Raw genomic sequence first — 23,132 nt, 5'->3', positions numbered from 1 at the left:
CGGGTTGCTTATTTTATGTTTCGTTTTATTTATTTTGCGTTTCGTTTTATTTAAGCGTGTTGCGCTATTATTTATCCATATAAGCGTCGATCGTGTTCAAGACCTCGATCAGTTGGCCTTGGCAAATCACGAACGCGTGCTCGCCGACATCCGTATCGTTATGAATCGCATAGTATTTGTTTGTTTGCTGGAAAACCTTAAATCCTCTGTAATCTCCGTAGATCGTTCTCATGCTTCCAACTCCCCTAGTCGTTATGATTTCGCCTTTATGCAAGCTTGCTTAAGGGATTAACAACTTTAATCATCGGAGAATCCCATTTCAATTCCTGCTGCAAGACCGTCAGAAAGTAATGATTCATGCCTTCCGAAAGCACGATAACGGGCTTATCGTACAAAGAAGACTGTGGCAGCCGGTAGACACCGTGCTCAGGTTCGCCATGTTCGAAGGCAGCCTGCCGCGGACTAATGGTTAAGATCATTCGCCCGTGCACCTTGAATTGATGATAGGCATCCGTGAATTCCGCATCCTGCCATTCCAGCAGCTCCACCTGACATACTCGGAATTCGTTCGATTCGCCTTGCTCGTTATACAAGGTTAACCAATCGAGCGGGAGGTTGGACTTATTCAGCTCGTACGCTGCTTTTTCAATCGCTTGCTTCTTCGTTCCTGTGATCACCATACGCGAAATGCGTGCCTCGAAAATCGCCTGCGAATTGGATTCTTTTTTTTTCATCTGAAAGTTTGAATTCTCCTTTTGCGCTTATCGTAATGCATGAATTATTTGGGAATAACTGCATTTTATAAGATTATGGCTAAAAAGTACGTCGAACCACAGGAGGCGGGGCGTCAATTCTTTTGTCGAATTCGTTGTTAATGATGTAAAGGAGATTGCGAATTCAAGGCGAGTGCGCGCTTAATATGGAAAAATACGGCGCCGACGGCAGGGTTGGTGGGGGGTTGTGACGAATTGACAGTTGAATAGCAGCGAATTCATGGCCATCTTCTTATTGGAGGTATCGATGCGATGAACATTGCAGAGGTCTTGGGGACACTGAAGCAGGCAGTCGAGAAGCAGAGCCGAGTCGTTCTCACACTGATGAACGGCAGTCATGTGACCGGGGCCGTTGAAGCTTTGACGGGGGACAATCGCGTGAAAATGCGGCATGAGCAAGGCGTGGACTACGTTCCGATCAAGAACGTGGTGAACGTATCGGTATTGCTGTCACTGACCGATCGCTGGGCAATGGATGAATAAGGGGGAAGCAGGGAAGAAGCGGATAAGTTAAGAGGTTTGTCGGAGATTCCGGCAAACCTCTTCTTGGATTGTGGGAAATATGGGCTACAGCACGCGATGAATCAAGTTGAATATCTATGCGGACCCGCCGTAATATACGGCTTTGTTCCTCGGACGTTCGCCGACCTGCAGCTGTACGTTACGTATCGCGGTCAGAGGAATGATATGCTCGTACATTTGCGTTTTGTATTTGACGAATTTCTCGTCAATTTCGGTAATCGTTCCTTTTGATACATTTTGGCCGCCAATAAAGAAGATAGTGACCTGTTTATTGATGAACTCATTAAGCATCGTACTCGCTCACCTCCTTTAGACAAATGGCAGCCAGTTTTCCAATAAAGCATTAATTTGGCCATCGAGCCATCCATTTATTCTTCGTATTCGCTCTTCCTCTTGCTTCTTGCCATTCCAAATCAACTGATTTCACTCATGTTCTCGTTGATAGATGGTTAGACGTTTGGCTAAATCGGGTACGCTCGAGGCAATTTGTAGATTTACAACGATAGATTTTAGTAACGATCCAAGCTTGTTGCCAGGAATCGGTGAATAGATGTACCAATGAAATCAATGACTCAATTCAAAGTCCGATTCTCCAAATTGCGAGCATTCCCAATCTATTATGCCGGCTAAGCGACCTTCATTGATAATAATGTTTTTAGGGTGTAAATCATTATGCAATCGTTTAGCTCCCGTTTGATAATCCAAAGAGTCAATATGAGTATGGATGTAATCAAATGCCGCCGTAACTGCGTTTTTACTTTCTAACTCCATATTTATTTCAGCCAGGCCGATTCTCAAAAACTCGATGTACTCAAGATGCCCCTCCTTCCATGAACCAGCATGTATTTGTTATCTAATAAGTAATCCGTGATGCGGTCGTTCTTTTGATAAAACGCTACGACATCCGGGAAAATATTCCGGGCTTTTAAGATTTCAAATATTTCGTTGATTTGCAAAGCGGTATCATCTTGGCTCATATACAGCCATCCTTATAAATGTCGGAAATAAAATATCGTTGAAGGCACACTATTAGTAATCTAGTTAAAAGCATGATACGACTGTACAGGATCACTTAAAACCGTTTCAAGGTACAAAACGGTTAAAATAAAAGGTCCCGAATGCGAGTTTCTAGACAAACATGGCAATGGGGTCCATCATTTGGGGTTTCAGGTCGGTGATAGGCGCGACGCGATAATCGGGGAGCTGGAAGAGACGGGCTACGCGTTGAGCACAGTCGGGCATTATCCCGGCAGCAGCTGGACGATCGTCGACAGCGAGGAAGATTTAGGCGTGAACTTGTTTGAATGGCATAAACAGAAATCGCCTCTCTTGTATATCAACATAATCACTTATAATGGAGCTATCCGCCAAACAAAGGAGACGTCACTCATTCATAAGCGAATATTAATCGTCGACGATGATCCATCGATTATTAAAATAACAAAGCTGTATTTGACCAAAAACGGCTACGTAGTAGAAGATGCCAATGATGGTTCAGCTGCATTAGACAAAATCAAATCCAGGCAGTTTGATTTGGCGGTGCTCGACCTGATGCTTCCCAAGCTGGATGGGTGGTCGGTCTGCAGACAACTGAGGGAAGAGAACCTGCTCATTCCCATCATCATGTTGACTGCTCGCAGCGAGACCCATGAACGCATCGAAGGTCTTCGCCTAGGAGCGGACGACTATGTGGTCAAACCTTTTGATCCGAATGAATTGCTTGCTCGCATTGATGCCGTGCTGCGGAGATCGGAATGGAAGCGGGCGGATGTACCTGCGACCCGGATGACCCCGTTAAACATTGGAAACCTTTCGATCCGATTGGATTCCCTTACCGTCGCCATAGACGCGCAACCGATCAACATGACCCGGCGCGAGTTTGAATTGCTTGCCTTCTTGATTCAACGTGCTGGAAAAGTATATTCGCGCGAAGAGCTGATCTCGCAAATCTGGGGATGGGATTACGAGGGCGAGGACCGCGTCGTGGATTTATACATACAGCGTGTACGCCGCAAATTAGGAACGGGGACTGGGTGGAACCTGGCTACCGTATGGGGTGTAGGATATAAATTCGAGGTCATTCCATCATGTTGAATTCCATTTTCCGAAAATGGCTGTTGGCTTCGATTGCCATTACGATTGCCATTCTTCTTGTTCTAAGCATCTCTCTGAATTGGTTCGTGCAACGGGACTTTTATCGTCAGAGCTTCAATCAATTAGATAAACAAGCGAGTTCCGTAGAAGTGCTATACGAACAGCTCTCGCAAGGGAACTTAACGCAACCGGAGTTTCGCAAAGAATTGAAAACGATCGAAAAAGAGCATGAAGTCTCCATAAGCATCCTTGGGAAAAAAACGAACTATTTTAAACAGGATCTCTATGCGGTTGGCGTTCGGCCCGATATCAAGAGCTGGGTGATCTCCGTTAACAATGGCGCGCGCATCGAAAAGATCGCGAAGTTTCGGAAGCAAGATGACGCGAAAATGCTTATTGTCGGCTTCCCGTTGTACAGGAACAATCAGAACGTGGCTTCGGTCTTCGTTTATTCTTCCGTAACGAACGTGAAGGAACTGGCAGCGCCCATCCGAAGAAGCATATGGCTGGTTGCGCTTGCAGCCGTCGGACCGTTAATCGTGCTGCTCTGGCTTGCCACGCGACGGTTCGTAGAACCGATACGTAAGCTGGATAAGGCAGCCCAATCCGTTGCCCAAGGAGATTTCACCGTTCGCGTCCAGACGCAAGGGGAAGATGAAGTGTCGAGGCTAGGCTCGTCATTTAATATGATGGCCGAGCGCATCGAACGCATCGAGGAACAACGAAGACGGTTAATCATGGAAATCGCGCACGAATTGCGAACCCCGCTAACGAGCATCCGGGCTACACTTCAAGCGTTATCGGATGGCCTGCTCTCGGAAGCGGAACAGAAGGAGTTCGGTGATGCAGCTTTGGCGGAATCGCTGCGGCTTGGAACGTTGATCGACAATATCCATGAATTGTCCGCTTTCGAAGAGCATCAGATCAAGTTTGAGTTCACGACGGTCAATCTGACGGAACTTGTTGAACAGACTGTCATGCAATTCAAACCTAATGCAGCATTAACGGACATGGAATTGCTGGTCGATGCCAACCAAGCAAATCCCCTCCTGGTACAGGCGGATCCGCTGCGCATCCGGCAAGTCTTAATCAACTTAATCGGGAATGCAATCAATCATAATGATAAAGGGACTCGCGTCATCATCCGTTTACGAAGCAACAAGGACAAGGTTCGCATGATCGTCCACGACAACGGCAATGGAATCGCGCCCGAGCATCTCCCGCATCTGTTTGAACGGTTATACAAAGCGGAATCCAGCCGTTCCTCCAAAGGATACGGACTGGGACTGACGATTTCCCGATATATCGTTCACGCGCACAGAGGATCAATCGTCGTCCTGTCGGAAGTAGGACAAGGAACGGAGATCCAGGTGAGACTTCCCTTGAAAGCGGAATGACAAACTTTTGATACATTTTCCCGGTAGAGTAGAAGATGTAAGACTATTTTACGAACTGGAGGAAATGAAACATGAACAACAAGAAATGGATCGTAGCCGTATTGGGACTAGCACTTACGGCATCTGCGGCGCAATCTGCTTTTGCAGCCAGCACGGATACGAACAGTCAGGCTGCATCGGCCAAGCAAGCCCAACACGCGGAATGGAAACAACAAACCGCGGTACTGAAGACGCAATTGAATACGCTGAGAGCCGAACAGCAAGCATTGACTGCTCAGATCAAAGCGCTCCATGATGCCAGCAAGGCTGGACGAAACAAGCTGACAAAAGAACAAAAAGCAGCGTTGAAGGCATCCCTAATGAGCGTGGAGAGCCAAATCAAAGCGCAGCATCAATCGATCGTAACGCTTCGCGCGCAGAAGCAAGCGTTATGGTCCCAAGTGAAGGCTGCCAAGAAAGCCGGCAATGCCGACATAGCCGATTTGCAGCAGATTATTGCCCTCAAAGATCAAATCATTCAACTGAAAGAACAAATTCTCGCGCTGCAGCAAAGCCTGCAACCCTCATTAACCGCAATGAACGTATAGTGATGTTAGTCCGGCTTAGCGGCCGGGCTTTTTTTATATTCACCTAATGAGATAGGTAGCGATTCTTCCTTGTGAATGCAGCCAATCGCCAAGATTAATCGACAATATATGTAAACCGATTAAGCCTTTCTTCACATTGCCGTATGCTGCAAATACTGCTAGCTTTTAAGGGAATGGACATCGGGCACTCAGCCATGAAGTACAAATACGGATGTAAGGTCTACATCATAAAGTCTGATATAATCGTAAAGCGAGGGATTCAGCATGGGACAAATCAACAACGGCTTCTCCGAAACAGGTCTGCGCAGACTGCGCGATGTGCTGCTACGGCATGTCGAATCCGGGAAGATTCCCGGGCTGGCCGCACTGGTCAGCCGGAACGGCGAGACGCATGTCGAAGCGCTTGGCACGATGCGCCATGACGGCGGTACGCCGATGCGCCGGGACACCATCTTTCGGATGGCCTCGACGTCCAAGCCGGTTTCGATCGCGGCGGCAATGGTGCTGCTCGACGAGTGCCGGCTGCGGCTGGATGATTTGGTAGAGATATGGCTTCCGGAACTCGCCAACCGGCAGGTGCTGAAGCAAATCGACAGCCCGCTGGACGACACCGTGCCGGCGCGACGACCAATTACCGTAAGGGATCTGTTGACCTCTACCTTCGGGCTTGGCATGGATATGACGTCGCTCGGCACGCCGATCATGGGCGCTATCTTCGAGCAGGGGCTCACGCCTGATCTGCCGGTGCCGATGCCCGAACCGGATGAGTGGATGCGCCGCCTTGGCACGCTGCCGCTGATGTACCAGCCAGGAGAGCGTTGGCAGTACCATATCAGCAACGACCTGCTCGGCGTACTCGTCGCCAGAGTCACGGGCCAATCGTTCGAGTCGTTCTTGCACGATCGTATCTTCCAACCGCTGGGTATGAAGGACACCGGATTCCATTTGTCCGCTGACAAGATCGACCGGCTGCCGCCTCTCTACGCGCCAGACCCGCAGACTGGAGCGTTCCATGTATGGGATCCAGCCGAAGGGGGACGCCACAGCCAGCCTCCGGCATTCCAAGGCGGAGGCGGCGGGCTGGTTTCCACGGTCGATGATTACAACGCCTATTTCCAGATGCTGCTGAATCACGGAATGCATGGAAGCGATCGAATCTTGTCCCGGCCCGCCGTCGAACTGATGACCACCAATCGCCTCACGCCTGAGCAGCAAGCCGTGAGGCACGCCATGGCCACCAACAACGTCCATATTTCATTCGGCCAAGGGCAGCACGGCGGCTGGGGCATGGGGATGGCGGTGCGTACCTACCGCGGTGATTATGCACCAATCGGACAGTTCGGCTGGGATGGAGGAAGCGGCACCTCGACCTACGCCGACCCGCGGAACCAGCTCACTGGAATCCTGCTCACGCAGGTCGGGATGACGACCCCGGATTCGGCGCGGGTGATCCACGACTTTTGGACCACGGTCTACCAGGCAATCGAAGACTAGTACAGCGCTTGCGGCTTGCAGCTTGCGGCGCTTCCATTTCCATGAGGCTCAAGAAGAAGATAACCATGTGAATCCTTCGTTTCCTGTGCACTAACAGACCGAATCTATACTGGATTCGGTCTGTTTTCCATTCTATTGGTTTTATGAAGCAATTGGGTTCAATGATGCGATTTACATAATACCGAGATTCTTCAAGGCATCCAGCGTGATCGTCTTGGCAGTCGTGCCGCTGCTGTCTACGTTAGCGGCGAACACCCAGTCGCGCTTCCCGCGCTCTACGTAGCCTACATACCAGCCGAGGCCCATGTCGGAAAGCCGCGTGCCTGTTTTGCCATGTACAATGTAGTCGTCCTGGTCGTTATCGATCATGATCCGCTTAACGGTCTTCATGGTTTGCTCCTGAAACGGCAATGTCTCGTCAACCAAATCTTCCATGAATCCGATCTGCTCAGCCGCCGATATCTTCAGTGTGCTGTTCAGCCAAAAGGTATCGATGCCGCCGCTAATATCCATATTGCCGTAATGGATGCGTTCCACGTAGTTCTTCATCCGCTCGGACCCGATGTCCCGAGCCATCGCCTGGTAATACCAGATTGCGGATGCCCGCATGGCCGAAGCCAGCGAATGATCCCGGTTCCACACCTCGAACGGCCGGATGACGCCGTCCCAACGCTTCACGTCATATTCGTCCCGCACGGCACCGACCTCGAGACCAATAAGCGCGTTCGCTACCTTGAACGACGACTCCGGGGTGAACCGCTGCCGGCTTCGTTCGGGATTGCAGACGAGAACGCGATTCGTCTTCAGGTCTTTGATGATCAAGGTGCCTTGCACATCATGGAACAGATTCCCGCAAGCGAGCTTCGTCTCTTTCGATGCGGCGTTCACGGGAAGTGAGGCCGTACACGTTGTACCAGCGGCCAGAACGGCGGAGAGTGCGAGGATGATTCGGCTTTTCTTATTCCAGGTAATCAAATGGTATTCCTCCTCGTGTTTCTTCTTAATGGCGTAACAATAAGGCTCGTGTCGACAACACAGAGTATAGAGGAATGTACGGTATGGTTGCATCGCCGTTTGCGGTCATTGTACCCGTACAGTTAATTGAGAGGAGCACGGAGGAAGATGCTGTACGAGGCGATTGTGGAAGAGCTTCTGCAAGAGATGAAGGACGGGAAGCGCCGTCCGGGAGACAAGCTGCCTTCCATTCGAGAAGCGGCAAAAGCGTTCGACTGCAGCCGAAATACGGTGATTCGGGCATATGCGGAGCTCGAACGCAGACATCGAATCTATGCCGTGCCCCAAAGCGGTTACTATGTTGCGCACCGCAGCCCTCGAGGGGAGAATTCTAGAGGGGGAGCGTCGGTTCGGGAAATCATTGATTTCGAGTGGGCTGGTCCGGACCGAAGCGCCATGCCTTACCGGGATTTCCAGCATTGCTTGAACGAGGCCATTGAGCGTTACCGGGAGGATATGTTCACCTATTCGGAAGGTCAGGGTCTAGCTTCACTGCGGCTTCAGCTGGCACGGCATCTGAGGGAATTACAGGTTTTCACGCCTCCTGAACGCATCTATGTGGTGACTGGTTCTCAGCAGGCACTGTGCTTGCTGATAGATTTGGCTTTTCCGAACGGGAGAAGAAACATCGTCGTGGAACAACCGGTACATGCCGGCATGATTGAATTGCTGCGGGGATATGGCGGAGAAGTGTTCGGCATCCCGTACGAGGAAGGCGGCATGGATCTAACGCGGCTGGAAGCGCTGTTCCGAGACAAGGACGTCAAATTCTTCTATACCGTCTCGCGGTTCCATAACCCGACCGGTTATAGCCATACGAACGAAGCGCGCAGGAAGATGGTGGAACTGGCGCAGCGGTATAACGTGTATGTCATCGAGGATGATTACATGGGCGACCTTGACGGCGATCCGAAGAATGATCCTATGTTTGCCTGTGATCCGTCCGGGAGAGTCATCTATGTAAAAAGCTTCTCCAAAGTCATGCTTCCCGGTCTGCGCCTCGGGTTGGCCGTGCTGCCGGAAGAACTGCGGGAAGGGTTTCTGCGAGCGAAGGCTGCAGCCGACGTGCATTCGCCTCTGCTGACGCAAGGGGCGCTCGAAGTATATCTCGAAAGCGGCATGTTCGCTGTCCATATTGGCCGGATGCGGAAGATATACCGCCGTAAGTCGGTGCTGCTGCAGGAAGCATACCGTAAGCATCTGCCGCCAGGCACCTCTTTCACCGGATCGTATTCCGGTTTCTACACTACGATCGTCCTGCCGGCCTCTCTTCAGGCGCAAGCCGCGGCCGACCACCTGCTGCATCGCGGTGTGCGCGTCGGTATTGCCCGGCATTTGTATCTGCCAGAATTTCGGAAGGAAGGCGTGCTCAGGCTGAGCGTCTCGCAGGTTGAGGATAGACTCATAGAGCCCGGCATACGGGCCATCGGCGAGGGGATCCGCGAGATGCTTAGGCAGCGCACGGAAGTGAGGTTTGTAGAGCGGAGCTAGGGGAACAGTTTCAAGACAAGGACCTCTAGAATTAATCCCAGGGACATGGACGTGTAAAAGCCCGCAATCGACTGCAGCAGACAGCGATTGCGGGCTTTTTGCGTAATAACCAATCATGCAAGCAAACGTAATCACAGAGAAATTTGCAGCTCCCCGGCAATACCGGAAATGTACGCCGCTGCCTGACGATACTCTTCGTTGGTCGATAAATGCTCGATGATCAGCGTCGTATCGGGATGCAATTTGTTCAGCTCCGTAAGGAAGGTCCGATAATCCAGATTGCCTTTACCGGGCTGTACCTCGTCCAAATGCACGGTCAAGCTGCCTCTCAGCAGCGTATCCTTGGCATGGCAGTTGCGAATATGCGGGCCGAGCTTGGCGAAGAAGTCGCGTATCATCTCGCCGTTGCGGTAATACTCTCTCGGGCTGCTGATGATGTTCACCGGATCGAAATGAACGCCGAAGCCTTTGCGATCGATGGCTTTGACCAAGGACAGGTAAGATTCCGCGGAATCCGGAAACACCCATGGCATCATCTCCAAGGCGAAGGCGGTACGCTCCGGTTTGACGGCGTCGATAATCTCGCGTGTCGTTTCCACGATGAGCTCGAAGGTGTCGTCACTGAAATTGTCCGGGTCGGGGCCGTCCCATTGTTCGCCGCGGGATCCGGCGATATTGACGCAGCACTGCGCGCCAATCCGTTCAGCCAGCTCCAACCGTTGGATGCAGTAGTTAATGGCTGCCCTTCGCGTCGCCTCGTCCCGGCTGATCGGATTGCTCCAAGCGCCTACTTCCGAGATGAGAATATCATGCTGCCGGGCCGCGGCCAGATAATCGTCAAGCTCGGCGATATCCTTGTCGTCGCCGTTAATGGGGCAGGTCGTTGCTCGAAAACCTGCCTCTACGAGGGCACGGGCCCAATTTTCGGGATTTTTCTGTTCTAGAAATACTTGTCCGCCAAGACGCATGGAATCCCATCCTTTGTATTCAAGGTTAGTTATGCTTATCAAGTCTAGCTACGATTAGCATATCATAAACGCGTGTTCATTCAAGTGGATATTGTTCGAATAAGTTGACAATGCCCGTGAGGCATAGGTATCATTTACTACATAAACACGCGTTTATGACAAAGGGATGGTCACATGAAGAAATCGGACATCAACAGCACGGAGATCGCTCGGCTGGCCGGGGTATCCAGAAGCACGGTAAGCAGGGTCATCAACAATTATTCCAACGTACCCGCCGAGACGCGCGACAAAGTGTTGAAAGTCATTGCAGAGCATAACTATTTTCCGAATGCCTCCGCACAGGTTCTAGCAGGGAAGCGTGCCCGCACGATCGGGCTCTTTCTTATCGAGCAAGGCAGAGTTTCCGGCGATATCCTGACGAATATGCTCATCGTCAGCGTCATTGAACACGCATCCGAACACGGATATTACGTCTTGACGCATATTATTCGCGACGCGAAAGACACCGAGATGATCCAAAATGTCAGGGAAATCTTCTTTCAGCGCAGAATCGACGGCGGCATCTTTATCGGCGCGGATAACCGGGAGCCATTCATTGAACAGTTGGTCGATGAAGGCTTCGTCATCGGCGTCGTCGACCAGGAGCTGCCGGAGCATCCCGAGCCCAATCGAATCGTATCCAATTTCAATAACGATTCCGGCATGAAGCAGACTGTAGCGTATCTATCCGGGCTCGGCCATACGCAGATCGGTGCGATCAACGGGGATATGAACCGGCTCTCGGGTCGGACCAAACACGAGGGGTTCAAGCAGGCGATGGGGATGTGCGGCTTGACGATCAATCCGGACTGGGTGCTGGACGGCGATTTCAACGAAACTAGCGGCTACGAATCCATCCAGGCGCTGCTTGCCCGCAAGATCGGGCTGCCGACGGCAATCGTGGCCGCGAACGACAGCGTGGCCTTCGGCGCCATCCGCGCACTCAAAGAACACGGAATACGCGTCCCCGACGATATCTCCATCATCGGGTTTGACGATCATGCGCTGAGCGAGAAGCATCATCCGGCTTTGACGACGATTCGCGTCGATATGAGCGAGATGCTGAAGCGGATGACGTCATTCCTCATTGCGCTGATCGAGCAGAAGCCGCTGGCGATGAAAGAGATCACGATGGAGTGCAGTCTGGTCGTCAGAGATTCGTGCAGGAGAATCTGAGAACCGGGCGAAATCGATTCCCCTGCAAACGCCATACCGTTCCATTAGACTCGCGGCGATAATTAGCCGCGGGTCTCTTCTTGCTGCTTGAAATCGGATCATGGCAAGGGATAGAACGTTAGTTTAACGCGCGTTTACATAAACGGAATTACGACGTCCTTAGCTAGTAATGCCATATTAGCATATAAACAAACGATTGACAGCGCTTTTACGAGTTGTGTATGATGAGGCCGTGGACACGTGTTCACGAATCTTGAAGCGATTGTACATAGGCGAAATGAGGTGCTTTAGCGATGGAGAACAATGTTGAATTAGACGGATTTATACAGATCGCCATTGTAGTCAAAGACATTCAGAAGGCCGCCGAGACTTGGGCGAAATTTTTCAACGTGCCCGTACCCGAGATCCACAATCATCCACCGTCCCACAATCCCGATTTGACTTATCGCGGCAAGCCCGCTTATTACGGCCTTAAACTCGCCAATATACAGGTTGGCAAATTCATCATCGAGCTGCACGAACCGGACGAGCATGAAAGCACGTTCCGCGAGTTCCTCGACAAGCATGGAAACGGCGTTCATCATCTGGGCTTCCAGGTCGGCGAGAAGCGCGACGCCGTTATCGGCGAGCTGGAGGAAATGGGCTATGTCATGCGAACGATCGGTTACTATCCCGGCAGCAGCTGGACGATCGTGGACAGCGAAGAAGATTTGGGCGTTAATTTGAATATCAAGCCAAGAGCTTAAGTGAAGGAGATACAGCGATGAAGCGATTAATTGAGCCGCGCAAGGCCGAAAGCAGAAACGTAACCAGCGTCCTGGAAACCGTTGACGTCATTAGCGGCGAACGCAGTACGCTGGCCGTATTCGATTATTTGATAGAGGCGCCCAATTGGACGAGCGACGGTAAACGGCTCATCTATAACAGCCAGGGCCGGCTGTACGGCTTCGACCTTGAAACGGGAGACAGCATCGTCATCGAATCGGGCTACGCCAATCAATGCAACAACGATCACGTGCTTTCGCCGGACAATTCGCGCGTGGCGGTCAGTCATCATACTTACGAGGACGGCGAGTCCCGCATCTATACGTTCCCTTTGCAGGGCGGCGAACCTACCCTCGTCACCCCGATGGCGCCAAGCTACTTGCACGGCTGGTCGCCGGACGGAAGTACGCTTGCGTATTGCGCGGAGCGTAACGGCGAATACGATATTTACACCATTCCGGTGAACGGCGGACTGGAAACCCAGCTGACGGACGCAGCCGGGCTTAACGACGGACCCGAATATTCTCCTGACGGCAAGCATATTTGGTTCAACTCGGTTCGGACAGGCCTGATGCAGGTGTGGCGGATGAATGCCGATGGCGGCGATCAGGTCCAAATGACAATCGACGAAAGCAATAATTGGTTCCCTCACGTATCCCCTGATGGCGAATCGGTAGCTTACATTGCTTATCGTAAGGATGATGTCGCTCCGGGAGATCATCCCCCGAATAAGCATGTCGAGATTCGGATCCTGTCCGCATCGGGCGGCAACAGCCGTACGCTTGTAGAACTGTTCGGCGGGCAGGGCACTTTAAACGTCAATTCCTGGTCACCGGACAATAAGCAGCTTGCTTTCGTAAGCTACAGGCTGAAGGATTAATCGAGGCCGGCTATCGGCTGCATACTTTCGTGAAGATGAGAGGAGAAACAACGTGGACAATACGATTCTAGGAACAACCTTCGTTTGCCAGATCGCAATGATCGTTCGTGACGTGGAGAAGGCTACCAACCGATTTGCCGAGCTGCTTGGCGTTCCTGCTCCAACGATCATTATGGCGAATGATGACGGCAGCGACACGGTGACCTATTTGGGGCAGCCTACGCAAGGAAGAGTAAGGCTCTCTTTCTTCCATATGGAGAATACAGTCATTGAGTTCATCGAACCGACGGAGGATCCGTCGACGTGGAAGGAATTCCTGGATACGAAAGGTCCCGGAGTCCATCATATTGCCTTCAAAGCGAAGAACCGCATGATGGAAACGGCGGCCAAGCTTGAAGCCTTCGGTTTCCCGCTCATTCAGAACGGCGATAAATACGCCTATGTGGAAAGTACGGATGATTTGGGCGTTATCCTCGAACTGCTCGATATCGACTAGGAACGATGCGATGGAGCGAATAGGTGCCGACTTACCCGCAGATGCTGATTGTCTGCGGGTTTTTGCGCGGTGTTGAATCCCATACAATATAATTCTACTAACGCAGCATCGTCCTGCAGCAATCGTGGCTGATGTTACCGAGATCAGGGGGATACTACTGTAAAGCCGCTCGGAAGCTTATTGATAACAGATAGGAGCTGGATGAGATGATCACGGGTGTCGGAGGCATATTTTGGCGAACGAAGAATCTGGACGAAATCAAGAAATGGTACGGCGAAGTATTGAAAGTCTAGACGAGACGATGAAGCCTCTTGAACGTCTTGGCGTGCCGCTGGCGAAACAACCGGAGAGCAGTGAATTTGGCGCGTTTATCTGGATAGAAGATCCGGATGGCCGCTTGATCGAGCTCTGGGAGAAATAACGGTACGGGAATGAAGTAACAAGGAACGATCGTGAAAACCAAGGCGATTCGGACGCGTAAAAATGAGCAAAATGCACGAACGGACAAGCTATAGAAAGAGAATAGGTGATGTAAGCGCGGAAAAGCGTAGAAATAGGTGAAACTCGGCATGTGTTACCCATATGTAGTGTAGTATACTTATAAGACACACAATATATAGTTTCCCGAACACATACAATAACAGGTGTGCACGCGATATAAGGGGACATGGGAGGCAGGACCAATCGGATGGCAATGACGCGGAAATTGGAAGGTCTCAGCGAGAAAATATTTTTGGACCGTTACGCTTGGAAGAATGCGGATACGAGCCAAACGGCGATCGGAGACATCGTTCTCGTCCTGACGAAGGACGATCCGAAATTCCCGGCCAAAGAAGTCGGCGAAGTCGTCGGCCGCAACGGTTCGGAAGTAACCGTAAGACTCAGAAGCGGGGATACGGTAACCACAAGCGTGGAGAAACTAACGCTTACGATCGAGAAGACGCCGGAAGAAATGTGGGACCGCCTGGCCGGTGCGATGGCGGGCGCCGAGAAAGGCGAAGACAAGCAGCAGACGTGGACCGAGCGTTTCCGTTACATTCTGGATGACTGGAAACTGGTCCCCGGCGGCCGGATTGCTGCCGGTGCCGGTGCAAGCGAAGAATTAACGTTGTTCAACTGCTACGTTATTCCTTCGCCTAAGGACAGCCGCGGCGGCATTATGACGACTTTAACGGAAATGACGGAGATCATGGCCCGCGGCGGCGGCGTTGGGATTAACTTGTCTTCGCTGCGTCCTCGCCGCGCGATCGTGGCTGGCGTTAACGGCTCTTCGAGCGGCGCGGTGTCCTGGGGCGGCCTGTTCAGCTACACGACCGGCTTGATCGAACAGGGCGGAAGCCGCAGAGGCGCGCTGATGCTCATGATCAACGACTGGCATCCGGATGTGGTCGATTTCATTACGGTGAAGCAGACCATGGGCCAAGTAACCAATGCGAACCTGTCGGTCTGCGTCAGCAACGGTTTCATGAAAGCTGTGAAGGAAGATCTGGACTGGGAGCTGGTGTTCCCGGATACGAAGGATCCGGAATACGATGAACTGTGGACGGGCGATCTTGACGCCTGGAAGAAGCTCGGTAAACGCGTCGTGCCTTACAAAACCGTTCGCGCGCGCGACGTATGGCATACGATTATTGAATCCGCATGGAAATCGGCCGAGCCTGGCGTCGTCTTCATGGAATACTACAATCAAATGTCGAACAGCTGGTATTTCAACCCGATCATCTGTACGAACCCATGCGGTGAGCAGGGGCTGCCGGGCTGGGGCGTCTGCAACCTGTCGGCTATTAATTTGTCCAAGTTCTATGATGAAGGTAAGCATGATGTGGATTGGGAAGAATTGGCGAAAGTAACGCGGTGGTCCGTACGTTTCCTCGACAACGTCATCGATACGACACCTTATCACTTTGAAGAGAACGAGAGGAACCAGAAGCTTGAGCGCCGCGTAGGTCTTGGAACGATGGGTCTCGCCGAACTGATGATCAAACTGCATATTCGTTACGGCAGCCCGGAATCGCTTCTGTTCCTCGATAAAATATATGGTTTCATGGCACGCGAAGCGTATCTTGCATCCTCGGAGATCGCCGAAGAGAAAGGCTCGTTCGAAGCCTTCGATGCGGAGAAATTCCTGCAAAGCGGCTTTATGAAGAACATGATCTCGGAGTTCCCGGAAGTCGGCGAAGCGGCGCTGGCCAAAGGCATTCGCAACGTGACCGTTATTACGCAGGCGCCTACGGGCAGCACGGGTACGATGGTGGGCACTTCGACGGGCATCGAGCCTTACTTTGCTTTCGAATATTTCAGACAAAGCCGGCTTGGCTTCGACAAGCAGCTTGTTCCTATTGCTCAATCCTGGAAGGATGCGCATCCGGGCGAAGAATTGCCCGATTACTTCGTAACGGCGATGGACTTGTCGGCGAAGGATCATATCCGCGCGCAAGCGGCGATCCAACGCTGGGTAGACAGCTCGATCTCGAAGACCGCGAACTGTCCAAGCGACTTTACGGTCGAAGAAACGAAAGAGCTGTATGAACTCGCATTCGACCTGGGCTGCAAAGGCGTAACGATTTACCGCGACGGCAGCCGCGATGTCCAGGTATTGTCGACGAAGAAGGATGACAAGCCGGATTCGGCTGTTGGAGAGGCATCTGTTGGAGAAGCCGCTGCCGGGGAAGCAGCCGCAACGGCTGAAGCGGTCAAAGAGGAAGGCAAGCTCAGCACGCTCAATGCGGCATTGAACACGAAAGTTTCGCCGCAGGCGGAGCAGGACTTCGACAAGCAGTACAGACGCCGTCCGCAAGTACTCCGCGGAGCAACGTATAAGGTGAATACGCCGTTTGGTATGGCATATATTACCATCAATGATATGAACGGCATTCCGGGGGAGATCTTCTTAAATGTAGGCAAAGCGGGCTCCGACGTCTTCGCGATGGCGGAAGCGCTGGGCCGCGTATGCTCCTTGTTCCTTCGTTACGGGGATCATGGCAACAAGGTGAAGCTCCTGATCAAGCATTTGAAAGGCATTGGCGGTACAGGCGCCATCGGCTTTGGCTCGAACCGCGTGGAATCGATCGCCGATGCGGTAGCGAAATCGCTGGAGATTCATATCGAGAGCACCAACGAGCAGGCAGCCGCCTACGAGCCGGTGAAAGCCGCTCCGGCCATTCAAGCTGCATCGCCTTACGCGGCGGATGATTCGCTTCATCACGGCGAAGTCACCTCGCGCGACTTGTGCCCATCCTGCGGATCTGCCTCGCTTCTTAATGTAGAAGGATGTAAACAGTGCAGCAATTGCGGGTTCAGCAAGTGTAATTAATGTTTTTCGGGTCTAGTCCAGCATCGTGAACATGTGAATTTCTATTTAGCATGCGCGCGCGTCAGAAACAAGCGATCTTCGAGCAGGTTAGCCGACCTGTGATCTCGAATGATCGCTTGTTTTTGTTGTCGACTCCCATCTCTATGGGGTCGACGGGTTTTGCTGGCCGTTCGCTCCCGAAGCTTCGGTCTTCGGGTCGCCAGGACCGTCCTGCGCCGGCGCAGCCTGCTTCATCCAGGGCGGATCGCCGATTGCATGCAGCCGTTTATTGACTGTATAGACGAGAAGCGGGAGCGTCGCCGACAAGATCGTGCAAATCAGAATCGAACCCGCAGGAAGAACGCCTGCAATGGATTCCCACACGCTGCTCACCCTCTTTCCGATTCGTCAATGTCGCCGATCCGTCGTATTTTCACATGCGCGCTCACTTCGATCTCCGCTTCGGCGAACAGCTGCCGTCCTTGTTCCCAATCGGGCTCGACCTTCTTCCAGGTACGGTAATGATTCTCGAATAGGTACATTCCCAGTCCCATCGCGTCTTTCTTGTACGTTTGTTGAAGGGTCTTCAAGGTAATGTTCGCGACGCGGACGATTTCGGTTTCGAAGCGTTTCTCCATCGTATTGAACACGGCGGGATCGTTTAAATCCACGTCTTTCGCCGACTTGACGAACGTGCCTTCGGTATTGATCGTAACGGCGAATTTCAATTTGCCGTTATCGTTATTCACCAGCTTGATCTTCCGGGAGGCACGAATGATCTCGAAAGCGATGGATTTGTCTTTGTACGCCGTCTCGACGATTCCGCCTTTGACCTGATCGGTCAGAAAGTTAAGCCCCTGCGTGTTCTCGCCGTTCAGCTCGCCGAGCATGCGATGTTCGTTACCGTCGAACAGCGCCGCTCCCGTCAGCATGATGGCTCCTTGGGTCATGCGGACGTTCTGGATCGTAAAGCTGTTCTTGCGCAGGAGACACTCATGGATGTCGCCGAGCCGGGACGCGTGGAGCATATAATTGGTATTTCCCACGTTGGTAATCGTGGACTCGATGTACGAGATGGGGTAATTCTCGTTCAGCGGTTTGACGTTCAGGACATCGCTTGCCTCGTTCTCGGCAATCAGGACGTGCATGTCGCGTCTCATTTCTTTGCCCCTGAGGAAGAAATCCAGCACGTCCGAGAACTTGGAATCGTCGCGGGCAATATCTTTCGAAATAATGATCAGCTTCAAATGCTCGTAGTAGGGCGAACGGCTCGTTCGGGCGGCCAGCATGGCCGTCAACGCAGCCATGCTGCTTTCCACGACGCCGAGATTGAAATACCCCCGGCCGGCAGCGGCTCCTTGTCCCGTCCCGCCGGAAGACGTTTTAAGCCCGGCCGGCACCACGAATTGGAACGTTCCCCTCATGTTGGTCCCGGGAATCGTGTCCTTCTCTTGGCTTTCTTGCTGCCTGGTTTGGTCAAGAGCCACGCCGACCACGAACCCGCGCTTGTTGATTTCAACGCGGTCCCAGCAGCCGGTCAGCCCGAACGAAAGGAGGGAAGCGATCGCGACGATACGAATGCCCTTGTTTCTCACGACGATTCTCGCTCCCCTCGAATCAACGCATAGGCATACAGAAGGATCGGAATGAGGATGCCGACCGTTATCCCTGTATAACTGATGATCTCGCTAAACTTGCTGAATTGCAAAGCATTCTGCGGCTGCATGCAGATCAAGTAGATGACGGGGCAGATGATGAACAGCCATTTCATGCGGCCGACTTTGGGCAGGACGGAATCAAGCGCATGGATGGACACGTCGAACGCCATGCAGGTCGTATTGAATATGGTCATCACCCAGATGGTGAAGAAGACCGACTCGAACCGTTCGAAGAATTCGCCGGGAATTTGCGCTTCCTTCGCCAATTCTACCGCTGGATACATGATTTCCTTCAACGCGGGCTGCGTGAAAACGCCGATGCAGATGATATAGATCGTTAGATAGAACAGAACCGGAATAACGAGGCCGATGGCGACCGCTTTGGGCAGGGCCTTCGGCTTCTTCATCATGGTGCTGTAGAACAGAATGGCTTCGAATCCGATCATCGAGAAGATGCATTGTTTGGTCCCGGCGGCAAGCCCCTTCCAGTCGGTTACCATAAACGGCTTCAAGTCATGGACGTTGATAATTCCGATGCTGAATATGAGCACGGCCAGCGCAATGACGATGACGAGCGGCAGGAAGAGCAGGTTGAGCCTGATGATGCCTTCGCGCGAGCCGGCGACCCCGTATGCGACCACGAGCAGGAAGGCCAGCGCGATATATTCTACGGGCGTGCGTTCGAATAAGTATTGTTTGGATATATTGGCAATCGCCCTGACCTCGTACGCGGCGTAAAGCATGAAATAGATCGAAATCGCGATCGTCACGAGAGCGGCTGCGGGCGCTGTAATGAGCTTCGCGTTAAAGGCATAGAAACCTTTGACGTGCAGCAAACCGCAGTATTTCGCCAGTACCCAGCCCAGGCCGATCAAAATGAAGCCCGCTACGGCGATGGAAATCCATCCATCGGACGATTGCGTCGTCTCGGCGATCAACCGGGGAAGCGTCAGAATGCCCACGCCGACGATGATCGATGTGATGCTTGCGGCCATCTCCAACGTATCGATTCGGTCATTTCCGTACTCAAAATAGTTCATTGTCGTCTCCATTATTGTTATCGGCTTGTCGAGTTTTGTCTACGGGATCAATGATCGTCGGGCGTTCTTTAAGCATGGTGGCCGGTGCCCGAACGATGACATCGCTCCAATCCTTCGAGTAGAAAGGCGCGAACGGAGCCGAATAAGGAACCCCGAAGCTCTTCAAATTGACGAAATGAATGTTAATGATAATGTAAGCGAGAATAATCCCGTACAGCCCGAATAGGGAAGCTGCCAGCATGATCGCGAAACGGACGAGCCGCAGCGCGATCGCGAACGAATAGGAAGGGAAGGAGAAGGAGGAAATCGCCGTGACCGCCACGACGATAACCATGACCGGGCTGACGATTCCGGCCGATACTGCCGCTTCTCCGATGACTAGGCCCCCGACGATGCCGATCGTCTGGCCAATCGGTTTCGGCAGGCGAATGCCGGCTTCGCGCAGCAGCTCGAGCGTCCCTTCCATCATGAAGGCTTCGATGACGGCGGGAAACGGAACCCCTTCGCGCGAACCGGCAATCGAGAAGGCGAGCGAGGATGGAATCATGCCGTGGTGATATTCGAGCAGCGCGATGTAGATGGCCGGCAAGAAGGTCGCGATGAAAGCGGCCATCATGCGCAGGATGCGCGTGGCCATCGCGATAAACCATTGCTGATAGAAATCCTCCGGCGATTGGATATTCGACGAGAACGTAATCGGGAAGATGATGGCGAACGGATCGCCGTCCACCAAGACCGCGAGCCTCCCTTGGAGCAAGCCTCCCGTTACCTTGTCCGGCCGTTCGCTGGTGATGACGAGCGGGAACGGGGATAGAAAATTGTCGGAGATAAATTGTTCCACCGTCCCGGATCCAGAAATATCGTCAGTGTCGATGCTCTTCAATCTTCTGACCGCTTCTTGGTGAAGCTGCGGATTCACGATTCCGTCCATGGACAGAAGCACGACTTCGCGTTTGGACCGGCGGCCGATCTTAAGCGAATCGAAACGCAGCCGGTTGTCCCGCAACATGCGCCTGACGATCGCGGTATTCGTCCGGAGATTTTCGTTGAAGCCTTCCCTGGAACCGCGAATGATCGATTCGGTCTGCGGCTCCTCGATGGCGCGGGTTTGCCAGCCTTTGCAGTCGATCAGAACCACCTGTGCGCTGCCGTCTACGAACAGGGCGGCATTGCCCGATAAGATCCCGTTGTCGACTTCATCCATGGCGTTCGCGAGCTCTACTTCGGTTACAGATAAAATTTCTTGAATGATCAGGTTCGGCAGTTCTGCCGGTTCCGGCGTTATTTCATCGGCGAAACGCTGGATCAACGGCTTGAGCACTTGCTCGTTGATTAATTGCTTGTCGATCAGTCCGTCAATGCATAGGAGCACGCATGGAAGCTTGCCGGATCCGATCGTGAACGACCGGACGGACAAGTCGGACGGAGAACCGAGCAGTTGCCGAATGACGCTCACATTATTCTCCGCGCTGGCAGATAACGGAGGGAGCGGTTCACTGTCGATAAAGGTCTGTGGTCTTCTGTTCGCAGGGAATGCTTTCATGCAAGTGTTCCTCTTCCATGGGTTAATTTCCCTTATCATTGCCCTGCGCGGCGTTCCTCATTCTGTCCGATCCTCTCCGACGAAAGCAACGCTCAGCGCCTGATGCGAAATCAAGATATCTTCTACCACGCCTTTGTTCGTTTCATTGCAATTGACGACGAGTATCACATCGCTGATATTCGTCTTGAGCTTCTTCCTTCTCGAACGCGTCTTCACGACTTTATCGATGATAAAGCCGATTGCCGTTCCTGCAATCAGTCCGATCAACCCCCATATGATCGGTCCCCAATACAGCGAGTAGCCGTAAATGACGCCCAGCAGCATGATGATCGTCGCCGTGGCCGAGACGAGAAACAGGTTAAGGCCGTCCAAATTGTAAGGATCGAAATAGGTTTTTTCGGACGCCTGCTTCTTCATCGGAACGGCCAAGATTTCCTTGCGCTGAATCCGATGCTGCTCAAGCTCGGAAATAGCCAGTTCAAGTTTCAAGGAATGCTCGAATATCGAGAAAACGTACATACGCTTGTCCTCCTTAGACCGGCATTTTGAAAGCCTTATCCATGTAATGCCCCTCGAGGAAACGCGTTTGCTCGAGCTTGAACAGTTGATTCGCTTCTATAATGCGAAAGTAGACATCGCAGACGGCAAACCCGTATATGGAAGGGAAGAACAAAGCCCACTCCATGTCCAATACCCGCGTCGCTTCCCCAAAGTGTCCGATCGATGTGAAGTAGATGGATTCGAGCAATCGCGATTCGTAGACGACGACGATGAAGCAAATCAGGAAGTAAAGGCCTTGGAACAAGTTGCGCGCGATTAAATGTCCCAGTCCAGGAGCGAATAGCGACCAAACGACGCCTAGCCACGGATTGGTCTTGATTAGATAATTGATTTCAATCGAACTAAGCTTCACGGCCGATAATGGCGCATGCTCCCGGTAGGATAAGACGGCCAATTGATTCACTTCCAAGGTGAGCCGATACGAATCCCAGCACGCGAAGATGAAGACGGTCACATACATGAAGAACCAGCGCAGATCCAAGCAATCCTTCGCCTCTTGGAATCGCCCGAGCATGGAATAACAGATGGATTCATTCAGATGCGACTGAGTATTGATTACGAACTCCCATAGAAACAAGGAGAAACCTTTGATGATTTTGCCGACCATGATATGACCTGCTCCGGGCATGGCGGCAGACCACCACATCGGCATATACGGATTCTGAACCGTTAAGTTGTTGGTGTTCATGGCCGACATCGCAAGTCTCGGCCGTCTTGCTTGCCTAAGTCGGATTTTCGCCCGCTCCTCCCGTTCCCTCGTCATGTCGCTTTACCTCCTGCGCGCTTTCCTGCCTGGGCCATAATCGTCTCTACGAGCCATTTGACGAACAAGGCTTTGGCGATATAGATCGGGAAGGAATAATAATATTCCCAATGATCCAGCTCATAGATATCCATCCAAACGAAGAGAGGTTCTCCGATGAATGCGAATACGGCTCCCATGATCGCATTCCCGATCAAGAAGGGCTTCCAACGCTTGAAGTATTGGAAAATCAGCATATGCACGACGGGCAGGAACGAGAAATCGACCGGGTATAAACGAGGAAGGATGCGGATCAATTGCGTCGGATAGGACCACAAATTGAATACGGTCCCTATTTCATCCATCAGCGAGACTAGGAAGCTCATGAACATGCCGTAGAACAGAATGACCGCAATGCGGTCTTTGTCGACCAGCCTCCACCAGATCAGCCAAGGAAGGATATAAGTAACGAGCAGGATCCACCAGGGCAGCGAAAATAAGTCATGATGAAGCCAATAGTTAACTTTGAGCTTCGTAAGCGCTTGTTCGAGCTGCTTGATTTCGTTAAGGGACGGCTCGTCCGTCAGTAGCGGATCCATA

At 52.2% G+C, this 23,132-nt stretch carries 25 protein-coding genes and 1 pseudogene; 12 read left to right on the top strand and 14 right to left on the bottom strand.

Annotation, left to right across the window (positions count from 1 at the left end; translation table 11 throughout):
* Positions 1-67: 67 nt before the first annotated feature.
* Positions 68-232 carry a hypothetical protein gene (locus tag GZH47_RS02145; protein WP_162638325.1) on the bottom strand — a complete coding sequence of 55 codons (165 nt, stop codon included), beginning with the start codon at positions 230-232 and terminating at the stop codon, positions 68-70.
* A gap of 34 nt (positions 233-266) precedes the next feature.
* Positions 267-734, bottom strand: coding sequence for a hypothetical protein (locus GZH47_RS02140; RefSeq protein WP_162638324.1), 468 nt, complete (start codon positions 732-734; stop codon positions 267-269).
* 291 nt (positions 735-1,025) lie between these two features.
* Here GZH47_RS02140 and GZH47_RS02135 point away from each other — a divergent pair, with 291 nt between their 5' ends.
* Entirely contained in the window at positions 1,026-1,256 is a 231-nt protein-coding gene (locus GZH47_RS02135; RefSeq protein ID WP_162638323.1) for a hypothetical protein, read from the top strand.
* Positions 1,257-1,370: 114 nt separating this feature from the next.
* Here GZH47_RS02135 and GZH47_RS02130 read toward each other — a convergent pair whose 3' ends face one another.
* From GZH47_RS02130 to GZH47_RS02120, 3 genes are all read right to left on the bottom strand, one after another.
* Complete coding sequence (locus GZH47_RS02130; RefSeq protein WP_162638322.1) at positions 1,371-1,586, bottom strand: hypothetical protein; 216 nt, start codon at positions 1,584-1,586, stop codon at positions 1,371-1,373.
* 273 nt (positions 1,587-1,859) lie between these two features.
* A complete protein-coding gene (locus GZH47_RS02125) occupies positions 1,860-2,093 on the bottom strand; it encodes a phosphotransferase (RefSeq protein WP_162638321.1) in 234 nt (77 codons plus the stop codon).
* The gene (locus GZH47_RS02120) at positions 2,090-2,272 is read right to left on the bottom strand and encodes a hypothetical protein (protein WP_162638320.1); all 183 of its coding nucleotides are present in this window, start codon (positions 2,270-2,272) and stop codon (positions 2,090-2,092) included. Before GZH47_RS02120 ends, GZH47_RS02125 begins: the two co-directional genes overlap by 4 nt.
* 181 nt (positions 2,273-2,453) lie before the next feature.
* Between GZH47_RS02120 and GZH47_RS02115 the strand changes: the two genes are divergently transcribed.
* The 4 genes from GZH47_RS02115 (at position 2,454) to GZH47_RS02100 (ending at position 6,867) form a co-directional block, all read left to right on the top strand.
* Complete coding sequence (locus GZH47_RS02115) at positions 2,454-3,389, top strand: response regulator transcription factor (RefSeq protein ID WP_225446327.1); 936 nt, start codon at positions 2,454-2,456, stop codon at positions 3,387-3,389.
* Positions 3,383-4,786, top strand: a complete 1,404-nt coding sequence (locus tag GZH47_RS02110; RefSeq protein WP_162638319.1) for a sensor histidine kinase — start codon at positions 3,383-3,385, stop codon at positions 4,784-4,786. The genes GZH47_RS02115 and GZH47_RS02110 overlap by 7 nt, the downstream gene beginning before the upstream one ends.
* Before the next feature lie 71 nt (positions 4,787-4,857).
* On the top strand, positions 4,858-5,373 hold the full coding sequence (locus GZH47_RS02105; protein ID WP_162638318.1) for a hypothetical protein: 516 nt from the start codon (positions 4,858-4,860) through the stop codon (positions 5,371-5,373).
* A 264-nt stretch (positions 5,374-5,637) separates the two neighbouring features.
* Positions 5,638-6,867: a serine hydrolase domain-containing protein gene (locus GZH47_RS02100; protein ID WP_162638317.1), complete on the top strand. Its 1,230-nt coding sequence runs from the start codon at positions 5,638-5,640 to the stop codon at positions 6,865-6,867.
* Positions 6,868-7,038: 171 nt separating this feature from the next.
* Here the strand turns inward: GZH47_RS02100 and blaOXA are convergent, their stop codons facing one another.
* On the bottom strand, positions 7,039-7,839 hold the full coding sequence (gene blaOXA / locus GZH47_RS02095) for a class D beta-lactamase (protein ID WP_225446507.1): 801 nt from the start codon (positions 7,837-7,839) through the stop codon (positions 7,039-7,041).
* A gap of 150 nt (positions 7,840-7,989) precedes the next feature.
* Here blaOXA and GZH47_RS02090 point away from each other — a divergent pair, with 150 nt between their 5' ends.
* A complete protein-coding gene (locus GZH47_RS02090; RefSeq protein WP_162638315.1) occupies positions 7,990-9,372 on the top strand; it encodes an aminotransferase-like domain-containing protein in 1,383 nt (460 codons plus the stop codon).
* Positions 9,373-9,503: 131 nt separating this feature from the next.
* Here the strand turns inward: GZH47_RS02090 and GZH47_RS02085 are convergent, their stop codons facing one another.
* The gene (locus GZH47_RS02085) at positions 9,504-10,340 is read right to left on the bottom strand and encodes a sugar phosphate isomerase/epimerase family protein (protein WP_162638314.1); all 837 of its coding nucleotides are present in this window, start codon (positions 10,338-10,340) and stop codon (positions 9,504-9,506) included.
* A 174-nt stretch (positions 10,341-10,514) separates the two neighbouring features.
* Here GZH47_RS02085 and GZH47_RS02080 point away from each other — a divergent pair, with 174 nt between their 5' ends.
* From GZH47_RS02080 to GZH47_RS02055, 6 genes and pseudogenes are all read left to right on the top strand, one after another.
* A complete protein-coding gene (locus GZH47_RS02080; RefSeq protein ID WP_162638313.1) occupies positions 10,515-11,555 on the top strand; it encodes a LacI family DNA-binding transcriptional regulator in 1,041 nt (346 codons plus the stop codon).
* 293 nt (positions 11,556-11,848) lie between these two features.
* Complete coding sequence (locus GZH47_RS02075) at positions 11,849-12,301, top strand: VOC family protein (protein WP_162638312.1); 453 nt, start codon at positions 11,849-11,851, stop codon at positions 12,299-12,301.
* 17 nt (positions 12,302-12,318) lie between these two features.
* Entirely contained in the window at positions 12,319-13,200 is an 882-nt protein-coding gene (locus GZH47_RS02070; RefSeq protein WP_162638311.1) for a TolB family protein, read from the top strand.
* 52 nt (positions 13,201-13,252) lie between these two features.
* A complete protein-coding gene (locus tag GZH47_RS02065) occupies positions 13,253-13,696 on the top strand; it encodes a VOC family protein (protein WP_162638310.1) in 444 nt (147 codons plus the stop codon).
* A 206-nt stretch (positions 13,697-13,902) separates the two neighbouring features.
* Positions 13,903-14,117: pseudogene (locus tag GZH47_RS02060) on the top strand (hypothetical protein).
* 267 nt (positions 14,118-14,384) lie between these two features.
* On the top strand, positions 14,385-17,009 hold the full coding sequence (locus GZH47_RS02055; protein ID WP_162638309.1) for an adenosylcobalamin-dependent ribonucleoside-diphosphate reductase: 2,625 nt from the start codon (positions 14,385-14,387) through the stop codon (positions 17,007-17,009).
* A 141-nt stretch (positions 17,010-17,150) separates the two neighbouring features.
* Here the strand turns inward: GZH47_RS02055 and GZH47_RS02050 are convergent, their stop codons facing one another.
* From GZH47_RS02050 to GZH47_RS02020, 7 genes are read right to left on the bottom strand one after another with little or no spacing between them, the layout of a single operon-like run.
* Complete coding sequence (locus GZH47_RS02050; RefSeq protein ID WP_162637930.1) at positions 17,151-17,372, bottom strand: hypothetical protein; 222 nt, start codon at positions 17,370-17,372, stop codon at positions 17,151-17,153.
* Positions 17,373-17,377: 5 nt separating this feature from the next.
* On the bottom strand, positions 17,378-18,583 hold the full coding sequence (locus tag GZH47_RS02045) for a Ger(x)C family spore germination protein (protein ID WP_162638308.1): 1,206 nt from the start codon (positions 18,581-18,583) through the stop codon (positions 17,378-17,380).
* Entirely contained in the window at positions 18,580-19,686 is a 1,107-nt protein-coding gene (locus tag GZH47_RS02040) for a GerAB/ArcD/ProY family transporter (RefSeq protein WP_162638307.1), read from the bottom strand. Before GZH47_RS02040 ends, GZH47_RS02045 begins: the two co-directional genes overlap by 4 nt.
* The gene (locus GZH47_RS02035) at positions 19,673-21,229 is read right to left on the bottom strand and encodes a spore germination protein (RefSeq protein ID WP_162638306.1); all 1,557 of its coding nucleotides are present in this window, start codon (positions 21,227-21,229) and stop codon (positions 19,673-19,675) included. Before GZH47_RS02035 ends, GZH47_RS02040 begins: the two co-directional genes overlap by 14 nt.
* Before the next feature lie 57 nt (positions 21,230-21,286).
* Positions 21,287-21,748 (bottom strand): hypothetical protein, encoded by a 462-nt coding sequence (locus tag GZH47_RS02030; protein ID WP_162638305.1) that lies wholly within the window; start codon positions 21,746-21,748, stop codon positions 21,287-21,289.
* 13 nt (positions 21,749-21,761) lie between these two features.
* Positions 21,762-22,553 (bottom strand): hypothetical protein, encoded by a 792-nt coding sequence (locus GZH47_RS02025; RefSeq protein ID WP_162638304.1) that lies wholly within the window; start codon positions 22,551-22,553, stop codon positions 21,762-21,764.
* A complete protein-coding gene (locus GZH47_RS02020; RefSeq protein WP_162638303.1) occupies positions 22,550-23,131 on the bottom strand; it encodes a CBO0543 family protein in 582 nt (193 codons plus the stop codon). Before GZH47_RS02020 ends, GZH47_RS02025 begins: the two co-directional genes overlap by 4 nt.
* Position 23,132: the final 1 nt, after the last annotated feature.

Origin of the sequence: Paenibacillus rhizovicinus (assembly GCF_010365285.1) — a bacterium.
GTDB classification, from domain to species: domain Bacteria; phylum Bacillota; class Bacilli; order Paenibacillales; family Paenibacillaceae; genus Paenibacillus_Z; species Paenibacillus_Z rhizovicinus.
Note: the sequence above shows the minus strand (reverse complement) of the source record. Positions and strands in the feature narration are given on the sequence as shown.